The organism is Paraburkholderia sp. J8-2 (assembly GCF_905220195.1).
In the GTDB taxonomy this organism is placed as follows: domain Bacteria; phylum Pseudomonadota; class Gammaproteobacteria; order Burkholderiales; family Burkholderiaceae; genus Paraburkholderia.
Genome location: NZ_CAJMZA010000045.1, coordinates 39,614 through 48,681 on the forward strand (window position 1 = coordinate 39,614; position 9,068 = coordinate 48,681).

Sequence of the window (9,068 nt, forward strand, 5' to 3'; positions counted from 1 at the left end):
GAACATGCCGCAGGACTATCACCACGGCGTACGCGTGCTGGAAATCAACGAAGGCACGCGGCCTATCCGTACCGTGTCGACGGCCGTGCTCGGCCTTGTCGCGACTGCCGAAGATGCCGACGAAGCGACGTTCCCGCTCAATACGCCCGTGCTGCTCACGAACGTCGTTGCAGCGCTCGGCAAGGCCGGCACCAGGGGCACGCTTTACAAGGCGCTGAACGCGATCGGCCTGCAGACCAAACCGGTCACCGTTGTCGTGCGCGTGGCCGAAGGCAAGGACGACGCCGAGACGACGACCAACGTGATCGGCACCGTCACGGCCGATGGCAAATACACCGGCATCAAGGCACTGCTCACGGCGCAGGCGAAGCTCGGCGTAAAGCCCCGGATTCTCGGCGCTCCGTTCCTCGACACGCAACCCGTGGCCGCCGAGCTCGCCTCGATCGCGCAGACCCTTCGCGGTTTCGTCTACGCCTTCGCGAACGGCTGCAAGACCAAGGAGGAAGTCACGACCTACCGCAAGCAGTTCAGCCAGCGCGAAGTCATGGTGATCTGGCCGAATTTCCTCGCATGGGACGAGACGACGGGCGCAGCGGTCGAAGCGCCGGCCGTCGCGTATGCGATGGGCCTGCGCGCCAGGATCGACAACGATACGGGCTGGCACAAGACGCTCTCGAACGTCGCCGTGAATGGCGTGACGGGGATCAGTGCTGACGTGTCCTGGGATCTGCAGGACCCGTCGACCGATGCGGGCTACCTGAACGAGCAGGACGTGACGACCCTCATCAACCGCAATGGTTACCGTTTTTGGGGATCGCGCACCTGTTCCGACGATCCGCTTTTCATGTTCGAGAACTACACGCGCACCGCGCAGGTAATCGCCGATTCGATCGCAGAAGCGCAGATGCCCGTTGTCGACGGCCCCCTCAATCCCTCGCTGCCCCGCGACATCATCGAGAGCATCAACGCAAAGATGCGCGAATGGACCTCGCAGGGCTATCTCATCGGCGGGTCGTCGTGGTGGGATGCCGAGCCGAACACGACCGACGTGCTCAAGTCCGGCAAGGCGTATATCGATTACGACTATACGCCCGTGCCGCCGCTCGAAAACCTGCTGCTGCGCCAGCGCATCACCGACCAATACCTCGCCGATTTCGCCTCGCGCGTCAACGCGTAAGCCGGCACTACACAGGAGCAAAACACAATGGCACTGCCGAGCAAACTGAAGGGGTTCAACCTCTTTCACAACGGCGAGAACTTCGCCGGCAAGGTTCCCGAAATCACGCTGCCGAAGCTGACCCGCAAGATGGAGGACTATCAGGCCGGCGGCATGAGCGGCCCGGTCAAGGTCGACTTTGGCCAGGAAGCTATCCAGATGGAATGGACGTGCGGCGGCCTCGTGAAGTCGGTTCTCACGCAGTACGCCGCGCTGAAGCACGACGCGGTACTGCTGCGTTTCGCCGGCGGCTATCAGGCGGAGGATTCCGACAAGTACGACGCGATCGAAGTCGTCGTGCGCGGCCGTCACTCGGAAATTGACCTCGGCAACGCGAAGGCGAAGGAAGACACCGCCGTCAAGATCACGACCGCAGCGAGCTACTACAAGCTTACCGTGAACGGCGAAACGATCATCGAACTCGACTTCGTGAACATGATCGAGAACATCAACGGCACCGATCTGCTGCAGGCGCTTCGCACCGCGATCGGCCTGTAATGCCACGGCAGACCGGAAACGGGCCGCCACGCCTTTCTAACCTCACCCCCTATACCCAGACGATGCAACGAGCAGACCAAGCCAACAGCGCCCCGGAAAACGAATCCAACACGTCGGCGGCCGCCGATCCGAACACGCACATTCTCGACACCCCGCTCGTGCGCGGCGAAGGAAAGCAGGTAATCGACCGCGTGACGCTGCGCAAGCCGCGATCGGGCGAGCTGCGCGGCGTGTCACTTTCCGACCTCGTGAACCTCGACGTTACGGCGCTTTCGAAAGTGCTCCCGCGTATCTCGACGCCGACCCTCACCGAGTTCGATGTCGCCAACATCGACCCGGCCGACCTCGTGCAACTGGGAGGTATCTTTGCCGGTTTTTTGATGCCGAAGGCCGCGAAAGCGCGCATGGAATCCCTGAGCATGTAGAAGACGCGATGGCTGATATCGCGACCATTTTCACAGGATGGACGCCTGTCGTAATGGACGAGTTCGGCCTTGCGGAATTGATGGAATGGCGCGAGCATGCGCGCCTCAGAAGCGGAAACGGAAACGATGGATAACGCCCTGAAACTTCGCGTCATGTTCGATATGGTCGACAACATGACGAAGCCCCTAAAAAACATCCTCGCCGGTAACAAGGGGCTCGCCGGCTCACTCAAGGAAACGCGGCGCGAGCTGGCCGAAATGGGCAAGACGCAAACGACCATCGGCGAGTTTCGCGAGGTGCGCAAGGGGCTCGCCTCGACCGCTTCCCAGCTCGACACCGCGCGCGGCCGCGTGAGCGAGCTGGCCGCCACGTTGAAGGCAACCGCCAATCCTTCGCGCCAGATGTCCGCGGAGTTCGAGAAGGCCAGGCAGACGGCCGCGAGCCTTGGAACCGAACACGAGCGGCAATCGGCCCGCGTGCGTGAGCTGCGCAACCAGCTCGCGGCCGCCGGCGTGAACACGGGAAACCTGTCCCGGCACGAGCGCGACCTGCGCAGCAGCATCGCATCGACCACCTCGACGATGAACGATCAAATGCGCAAGCTCGAAGCGATCGGCGATCGCGAAAAGCGCGTGGCGTCTGCTCGCCGAAGCATGGAGAAAATGCAGGGCGTTGCGGCCGGCATGGCTGTCGGCGGCTACGCAGCACGCTCGACCGGCACGCACGTACTCGGCGACCTGCGCGAATCGCTCAACGAGGCGAAGGAATTCCAGCGCGAGGAAATGCGCGTTCGTGCGCTCGGCCTCGGCGATCGCGCATCGAATGACGCCGTGGGTTACGTCAAATCGATGAACCAGTACGGCGTATCGCGCAACGACAACATGGTGATGATGCGCGACGCGCTGAGCGTTTTCGCCGACGAGCATCACGCGCAAATGGTGATGCCGACACTCGCGAAAATGAAGTTCGCCAATGATTCCCTTTATGGGAGTGAGGACGCGCACGCGAACGAAGAAAAGTTCATGAACATGCTGAAGGTGATCGAGCTGCGCGGCGGCACGAAAAACGAAGCGACGTTCAAGGACGAAGCGAACATGGTGCAAAAGGTTCTCACGGCGACCGGCGGCCGCGTGGGCGGCGACGAGTGGCGCAACTTCATTCAGACCGGCGGCGTTGCTGCGAAACAGATGCGCAAAGACGCGTTCTATTACCAGATGGAACCGCTCATTCAGGAAATGGGCGGCCATGCTGTCGGCACTGGCCTGATGTCGGCGTACAGCAACATCTATCAGGGCAAAACGACCGTGAAGGCGGCGAAGGTCATGCAAGGCCTCGGACTGCTCGACCCGAAGATGGTCGAATACAACAAGATCGGCATGATCAAGCAAATCAAACCCGGCGCGCTCGCCGGCGGCGACGTGCTGAAAGCCTCGCCGCTCGAATGGATGGAAAAGGTCCTGCTTCCGAAGCTCGCCGCGAAGGGCATCACGGACCCGGACAAGGTTAAGGACATGATCGCGACGATTTTCACGAATCGCACGGCCGCGAACCTGTTCACGACGATGTACATGCAGCGCGAGCAGATTCACAAGAATGAACACCGGAACGCCGGCGCCGATGGTATCGACGGCGCGGCCGGGAAGGGCGCGCAGCTATCGCAGGGCCGCGAGCTGGAAGCGTACCGACAGCTCAAGGACCTGAAAACGGAAATGGGCGAGAAAATCACGCCGATGTACAACGCAGGCCTCGAACTGACGGCGAGCGCTACACAGAAGGTTGTCGGGTTCATGAAGGAACACGGCACGGCCGCGAAAGTGATCCTCACGGTTCTCGCCGCGCTCGCCGCGATCCTCGTTGTTTGCGGCACGCTGACGATCGCGCTCGCGGGCGTGCTCGGCCCGATGGCCGTGCTCAAGTTCAGTATGTCGACGCTCGGGATGCAGGGCGGCATTCTGGCGCGCGTACTCGGCATGGGGGCCGGCGCATTCCGTATGCTCGGCTCGGCGATCATGTTTGTGGGCCGCATGATGCTGATGAACCCGATCGGCCTCGCGATCACCGCGATCGCGCTCGGCGCGTACCTGATTTACCAATACTGGGAACCTATCAAGACGTTTTTTGGCAGCCTGTGGGATGGCGTGCGCGCGACGTTCGCGGGCGCGATGACGTGGTTTTCTACGCTGCCGGCGCAATTCACGGCGTTCGGCTCGAACATTGTCAGCGGCCTCGTGAATGGCCTCACGGGCGGCCTCGGCACGGTCAAGGATGCGATCGTGAACGTCGCCAGCTCGACGGTCGGATGGTTCAAGGAAAAGCTCGGCATTCACAGCCCTAGCCGGGTATTCGCTGAACTCGGCGGCTTTATGAGTGAGGGCGCCGCGATCGGCATGGAGGGCGGGCAAGGGCGCATCGCCAGGGCCGCCGCAGGCCTCGCCACCGTTGCGGCAACAACGTTCGGCGTGCCGGGGATGGCCGGCGCCGCGCCGCTCGTGCGGCCGACCGTGCCGATCGACACCCGCGCGCCGATCGCGAGCCAGCCGGCGGCCGCTGCTGCCGCGAGCACGCCGGCGCCGATCCTCATCAACATTTATCCGCAGGCCGGCGCCGATCCGCAGGCGATCGCTCGCGCTGTCGCGGCCGAGCTGGACCGCCGCGAGAGTGCGAAGCGTTCGCGCATCGGTTCGAGCCTTTCCGATCGCGGGTAATCGATAAGCCAGGAGGAAACCCAAAATGATGATGGCGCTCGATCAATTCGTGTTCAGCCTGTCGACTGCGCCTTACAAGGAGCTGCAGCGTCAACGCAACTGGAAGCACCGCACCAGCTCGCGCGTTGGCGTGCGTGATGCGAGCCAGTACACCGGCGCCGGCGACGACACGATCACGCTCAACGGAACCGTCGTTCCGGCCGAGTCGTTCGGCTCAGTCGCATCCATCAAGCAGCTCGCGACGATGGCCGATGCCGGCGACGCTTACGTGCTCGTCGACGGCGCCGGCAATGTGTACGGCGCCTATATCATCGACGGCCTGAACGAAACGCAGACGTTTCACACGGCCGAAGGGGCGCCGAAGAAAATCGAATTCACGCTCACGCTCAAGCGCGTCGCCGACGAAACACTCGCCGTTACTGCCGACAGCGACAAGACGCAGAGCGAGGCAAAGCAATTGCTCACGCAGGCGGGCGCCGTCGCCAAGGTCGGCACGCAGGTTGTCGACAACGTGAAAAACCTGAAACTCAGCAACGTGAAATCCGCGGCGATCACTGCCGTCGTCACTGTCGCGCCTGACGTTGCCGAAGCGACCGTCAAGGGGCTCTCGACCGCTAGCGGCATCTCGCTTGATAAAGCCCTGAAGGCGGCGAAGACGATTAGCAGGGACACCGGCGAAGCCGTGAACACGGTCGTTGCGTATGTTCTCGAAAAGACGGGGGGCGCATGACGGACAAGGCCGCCGAAGTCGTATTGCGCAAAGAGCCGCAGGCCGATTACCGCATCACGCTCGACGGGCGCGACCTCTCGCGCCTGATCGCGCCGAACCTTATCAGCCTGTCGCTTTCCGAATCACGCGCTGAAGAAGCCGACACGCTCGACCTCGTGCTAGACGACTCGAAAGGATCGTTCGCGATTCCGAAGCGCGGCGCCGCGATCAAGGTTGCGATCGGATGGGTCGGCGAGACGCTTGTCGACAAAGGCACGTTCACCGTCGACGAAGTTGAACACAGCGGCGCCCCCGATATCATCACGATCCGCGCGCGCTCGGCCTCGATGACAGAAGCGATGCACGAGCGGCGGGAACAGAGCTGGCACGCGCAGACGATCGGCGCGATCGTGAGCGCGATCGCCGGCCGCCACTCGCTCAAGCCGGCCATTGCCGAAGCGCTCGCGAAAATCGTCATCGCGCATATCGACCAGACGCACGAGAGCGATATGTCTTTTCTCACGCGCGTCGCGAAGCGTTACGACGCCGTGATGAACGTCAAGGATTTGCGCCTGCTGTTCATGCCGATCGGCACCGGCAAGACCGCGAGCGGAAAGGCGCTCAGCGTGCTCAACATCACGCGCAGGAGCGGCGACCAGCACCGCTATCACGTATCGCAGCGCGAGAGCTATGCGGCCGTGCGTGCGCATTACCATTCAAACGGGCAGGGAAAGCGCAAGTCGGTCATAGTCGGCGGCGAGAACAATCACAACGTCAAGGTATTGCCCGAAGACTATGCGACCGAAGCCGAAGCGCGCGCGGCCGCCGAAGCGGAGTTTGCGCGCACGCAGCGCAGTCAGGCAACGCTCGACTACACGCTCGCGCTCGGGCAGGCGGAGATTTTCCCTGAGCTGCCAGTGATCGTTTCAGGATTCAAAGCTGAAATGGACGAAACGCCCTGGCTCGTAAAGAAAGCGACGCACACGATCGGCGATGGAGGTTTTACGACCACGCTGGAACTGGAAGTGCGCGACGACCCGACAAGCGACAGGCACCGGTCGCATTTCCATAAGGTCGGGTAGGGGATGATGTGATTACCCCCATGCCGCCACTTCCGGCCACTCGTCTGACCCGCGGAGTTGCCATTCTGACGGCTGCTATGCACCGTTGCAGGACATTTATGACGGTAGTCGGCGGGGGGCGGGGCACAGTGAATCCCATATCATTGCCACCACCACCATCGCGATTGGCTACAGGTATAGCAGCCGCTTTGCGTATCAGCTTGTGGACAAAGTATCCACAATGTCCCGTGGCACCCAGCGATCTATCACACGTAATGTATCCCATAGCAACCGTACGGACGTATGGCCAGTGTTCTATGGAGTGCCGGTACACTGATACTCTACAGTGACCCTCCAACGGTCGCAGCTGCCGCCCGATGACTCGACGCAATCTTTTGTCGCACCGCCGAATGGTTCAGCTTCCTTATACCCCCATGCCGCACATCGTTGTGTGGCTGCCGCAGCGCCTTGTGCTGCGTTCACTTCGGGCACCTCGAACATGCCATATTCATATGACATTCTTACGGTGCCGTCGGCCTTGCTGCCGCCTGTAGCGACCATTTCTTTAGGTGCTGCGCAGGCCCCTAAGAGAATTGCTGCGCCCAAGAACATTGCGATTTTCTTGCCCATTTTTCCCTCCGCCGTTTGACAAGTGCCAATTAGCGCTGACTTGCAACGCTAAGCAATGCTTACTTTTGTTGTACGCGGACTAACCAACCAAGTTTCGCACCCATCGGCCTTTTCACTCTCCGACGCGCCGGGAATTCGGCGAAGTGTGCGTAGTAGCCTGGTCGATGCCCACCTAAATTCGACTGCTCACTACGCTCGAGCTGGAGATGCGCGACGATCCGACAACCGACCTGCATCGACGACATTTCCGTAAGGTCGAGTAGGGGAGGTTGAGATTGCCCCATGCGCGCGGGAAGGGACACTTATCAAGCCATACGCTGGAAGTCCAACCGACCATCAATTTTCGAGACATAAACCGTCCTTCGGAACCTCTCCCACTAACGAGTTCGTCGGAATATCCCAATTAACGTAGGCGCGGTAATCAGGCACAGGCCAATGACCACAAAGACCCAGAATACAACTATGCCAAGTCTTGTTAGCTTTACCGCGTCATATCGTTCAAGAACGTCCGCAGCGATATACCAGGTAACATGCGAGTTGCCGGGTGAGCAGGCCCCTATCGATCCGGGGCTGAAGCAATAGGTTGTGTGTTGATCTGCATTGCTTATGCAATTCGGTTCCACGACTTCATATGTGCAAGAGGCATCGACTTGCTTGACGTGGACATTCCTGTAGTTGAGGTTGTCAGGTATTGCGAGCCGCGCGAATCCTTTTGGCCCGCCGTGCCCTCCGTCCAAAGTCATCGTGTCGCCCCGAATCTCTGTGTAGGGTGTGAATTGAATCATCCCCGCCAAATACATGGCTTGCTTGATATCGTCCGCGACGTTTTTACTAAACGCATCATCCAATTTCCCCATCGCCGTAATAAGTGAAGCCAGCGCGGCGACTACGAAGGCCAACCCTCCAAGCCACCGACCAAATGTCTTGGCCCATTGTGGGTGGTCGGCCATCTTTGAAGCGGATTTGCGTTGTTGGGGAGCCGTGCTCATGGACGCCTCAATTGTTGTGGTGAGCCAAGATGGATATCAAGTTGCAGTTTAGTCGCAGCGGGCCAAAACGAAAGCTCGCCAAAGCGGCTCGATACCATGAATGACCCTTGGCGCGTGGACGCGGTTGTGAGGTCCGACGAGCGGAGAGCATCGTTCGCGCTCCTTGCGGTCAGTTCACAGTGTGATAGTAAGCGGGCGGCCCATTGTCGTTGACCAAACGGCCCGATCGCCAGGACTTTGGCAATTCGTGCGCAAGAACGCGCCAGCTCGCGAGAACGTCGGAAAACGTGCCTTCGCGTTTCGCGCGGCGGATCTTGTCAATGACGTTCCAGCCGCGCACGTAGAGGGCGAAGCTGCGTTGGCTCGAAAGGTAATGCGGAGCGTGGACGCCGACCCATGCCAGCAGTTCGGCGGGGGGTACATCAGGTGCCGCCGGATCAGGTTCAATGTTGGCCGCCAATACAACGTCGGGATCGGCGGACCGGGCTTCAGCAGCTGGAGTTGCAGCAGCACTTGGCTCGTGCTTGAGCAAGCGCAGGAGCTCGATGCGATGCCAAGGAATTGGGGAGCGGCCGGCGACGTAGTTACGGACGGTGCGGGTGCAGCAGCGAAGGATATTGGCGACATGGGCGACTGACAGACCATCCGTCAGCTTCAGGAAGTCGGACAATTCGCCATGTCGGGGAGCTGCGGCAATCATGGGCGGTAAGGCTGAATTTCTGTAAGTGTTTGTAAGTATGTTTACAAACGTATAACTCAACCTGTCGAAATTGATAGCTTCTCAATTCGTTAGCCCCCGCAATTTGACATAACATAAATTATCAACTTTTTCAC

9 protein-coding genes and 1 pseudogene are annotated in these 9,068 nt (G+C 60.4%); 7 read left to right on the top strand and 3 right to left on the bottom strand.

Translation table 11 applies throughout. The annotated features are described in order from the left end of the window. Nucleotides 1–4: 4 nt before the first annotated feature. From U5A52_RS40215 to U5A52_RS40245, 7 genes and pseudogenes are all read left to right on the top strand, one after another. Nucleotides 5–1,177, top strand: a complete 1,173-nt coding sequence (locus U5A52_RS40215) for a phage tail sheath protein (protein WP_321939815.1) — start codon at nt 5–7, stop codon at nt 1,175–1,177. A 27-nt stretch (nt 1,178–1,204) separates the two neighbouring features. After that, nucleotides 1,205–1,714, top strand: coding sequence for a phage major tail tube protein (locus tag U5A52_RS40220; RefSeq protein ID WP_042266769.1), 510 nt, complete (start codon nt 1,205–1,207; stop codon nt 1,712–1,714). 62 nt (nt 1,715–1,776) lie between these two features. Then, nucleotides 1,777–2,139 (top strand): phage tail assembly protein, encoded by a 363-nt coding sequence (locus U5A52_RS40225; RefSeq protein ID WP_321939830.1) that lies wholly within the window; start codon nt 1,777–1,779, stop codon nt 2,137–2,139. 8 nt (nt 2,140–2,147) lie between these two features. Further along, a complete protein-coding gene (locus U5A52_RS40230; protein WP_321939817.1) occupies nt 2,148–2,273 on the top strand; it encodes a GpE family phage tail protein in 126 nt (41 codons plus the stop codon). Then, nucleotides 2,266–4,845: a hypothetical protein gene (locus tag U5A52_RS40235; protein ID WP_321939819.1), complete on the top strand. Its 2,580-nt coding sequence runs from the start codon at nt 2,266–2,268 to the stop codon at nt 4,843–4,845. The genes U5A52_RS40230 and U5A52_RS40235 overlap by 8 nt, the downstream gene beginning before the upstream one ends. 25 nt (nt 4,846–4,870) lie before the next feature. Beyond that, nucleotides 4,871–5,257 (top strand): annotated as a pseudogene (locus U5A52_RS40240) (phage tail protein); the annotation flags it as partial. 314 nt (nt 5,258–5,571) lie between these two features. Continuing rightward, nucleotides 5,572–6,636 (top strand): phage late control D family protein, encoded by a 1,065-nt coding sequence (locus U5A52_RS40245; RefSeq protein ID WP_321939820.1) that lies wholly within the window; start codon nt 5,572–5,574, stop codon nt 6,634–6,636. A gap of 294 nt (nt 6,637–6,930) precedes the next feature. On the opposite strand, the gene yecR is transcribed toward U5A52_RS40245, so the two are convergent. The 3 genes from yecR to U5A52_RS40260 form a co-directional block, all read right to left on the bottom strand. Next, a complete protein-coding gene (yecR, locus tag U5A52_RS40250; protein ID WP_321939822.1) occupies nt 6,931–7,245 on the bottom strand; it encodes a YecR family lipoprotein in 315 nt (104 codons plus the stop codon). A gap of 377 nt (nt 7,246–7,622) precedes the next feature. After that, a complete protein-coding gene (locus tag U5A52_RS40255) occupies nt 7,623–8,234 on the bottom strand; it encodes a hypothetical protein (protein ID WP_321939824.1) in 612 nt (203 codons plus the stop codon). Nucleotides 8,235–8,403: 169 nt separating this feature from the next. Next, nucleotides 8,404–8,904 (bottom strand): IS21 family transposase, encoded by a 501-nt coding sequence (locus U5A52_RS40260; RefSeq protein WP_321939826.1) that lies wholly within the window; start codon nt 8,902–8,904, stop codon nt 8,404–8,406. Nucleotides 8,905–9,068: the final 164 nt, after the last annotated feature.

Bases quoted from the DNA above. Each gene is read 5' to 3' on its own strand.
- U5A52_RS40220 (WP_042266769.1), top strand. From the start codon at position 1,205: ATGGCACTGCCGAGCAAACTGAAGGGGTTCAACCTCTTTCACAACGGC.
- U5A52_RS40245 (WP_321939820.1), top strand. From the start codon at position 5,572: ATGACGGACAAGGCCGCCGAAGTCGTATTGCGCAAAGAGCCGCAGGCC.
- U5A52_RS40255 (WP_321939824.1), bottom strand. From the start codon at position 8,234: ATGAGCACGGCTCCCCAACAACGCAAATCCGCTTCAAAGATGGCCGAC.
- U5A52_RS40215 (WP_321939815.1), top strand. From the start codon at position 5: ATGCCGCAGGACTATCACCACGGCGTACGCGTGCTGGAAATCAACGAA.
- yecR (WP_321939822.1), bottom strand. From the start codon at position 7,245: ATGGGCAAGAAAATCGCAATGTTCTTGGGCGCAGCAATTCTCTTAGGG.
- U5A52_RS40225 (WP_321939830.1), top strand. From the start codon at position 1,777: ATGCAACGAGCAGACCAAGCCAACAGCGCCCCGGAAAACGAATCCAAC.
- U5A52_RS40230 (WP_321939817.1), top strand. From the start codon at position 2,148: ATGGCTGATATCGCGACCATTTTCACAGGATGGACGCCTGTCGTAATG.
- U5A52_RS40235 (WP_321939819.1), top strand. From the start codon at position 2,266: ATGGATAACGCCCTGAAACTTCGCGTCATGTTCGATATGGTCGACAAC.